This is a genomic window from Paracoccus haeundaensis, from assembly GCF_006239215.1.
In the GTDB taxonomy this organism is placed as follows: Bacteria; Pseudomonadota; Alphaproteobacteria; order Rhodobacterales; family Rhodobacteraceae; genus Paracoccus; species Paracoccus marcusii.
The window spans coordinates 1-1,051 of the sequence record NZ_VDDC01000106.1; the positions used below are offsets into that span (position 1 = coordinate 1).

The 1,051-nt window shown below is 65.0% G+C and carries 1 protein-coding gene; it reads left to right on the plus strand.

Annotated elements, in window-relative coordinates; all coding sequences use genetic code 11:
- Positions 1-64 precede the first annotated feature (64 nt).
- The gene (locus tag FHD67_RS20195; RefSeq protein WP_139599861.1) at positions 65-997 is read left to right on the plus strand and encodes an IS5 family transposase; all 933 of its coding nucleotides are present in this window, start codon (positions 65-67) and stop codon (positions 995-997) included.
- Positions 998-1,051: the final 54 nt, after the last annotated feature.

Consider the following 1,051-nt stretch of genomic DNA (forward strand, 5'->3'; position numbering starts at 1 on the left):
GACCTTGTTGCACATCTCAGTGATGGGGATTCACTGAGCGCGTCCTGAGGGTTAGGTCGAGGGCATGCCGAAGCCTTCCCCGATCCGCTACCGCACGACGAACTGGTCAGACTACAATGCGGCGCTGCGCAAGCGCGGCTCGCTGTCGGTCTGGTTCGATCCCGAGACGGTCTGGCACGCCGACAAGACCGGCAAGCGCGGGCGACCCGAGACCTTCTCGGACGCTGCCATCCAGACCTGCTTGACCCTGAAAGTGCTCTTCGGGCTTCCGCTCCGGCAGACGGTCGGGCTGGTTGAAAGCCTGATCCAGATGGCGGGGCTTGATTGGCCGGTTCCGGACTATTCGACGCTGTGCCGCCGGCAGGCGCGGATCGCGGTGCAGGTCCCGTATCGCGCGTCCGGGCAGCCCCTGAACCTGTTGATCGACAGCACCGGTATCAAGTTCCGCGGGGACGGCGAGTGGCAGGCCCGCAAACATGGCCCGTCACGCCGGAGGCAATGGAGAAAGGTCCACCTCGCCATGGACGCGGGCACCGGGGATGTGCGCGCGGTCGAGTTGACCTCGAGCCGCCAAGGCGACAGCCCGCTGCTGCCGGAGCTTCTGGCGCAGATCCCGCCGGAAGAGACGATCGGCACGGTCACCGCAGATGGTGCTTACGATACACGACGATGCCATGGCGCGATCATCGACCGAGGAGCGGATGCCGTCATACCGATCCGGCGCAATGGCCGCGCCTGGAAAGAAGACTGTCCCGCTGCTGCCGCGGGAAATGAGATCCTGCGGGCAACCAGGCGCTTGGGCCGGGCGCTCTGGAAGAAGTGGACCGGCTATCACGTCCGAAGTCGGGTCGAAGCTCTGATGAACTGCCTGAAGCTCTTCGGCGAGAGGATCATGTCACGAGACCCCGCCCGCCAGGCCGCCGAAATCCAGATCCGCATCGCCATCATGAACCGCTTCTCGGCCCTTGGCAGGGCCGAGATCGAAGCCGTCCGCTGAAGAATGGCGGGAAAGGGGGCAGTCATGCTCGGGGCTGATTTGCGCAACATCGCC

Excerpts from the sequence above, each read along its gene's own strand:
- FHD67_RS20195 (WP_139599861.1), top strand. The coding sequence starts at position 65 with ATGCCGAAGCCTTCCCCGATCCGCTACCGCACGACGAACTGGTCAGAC.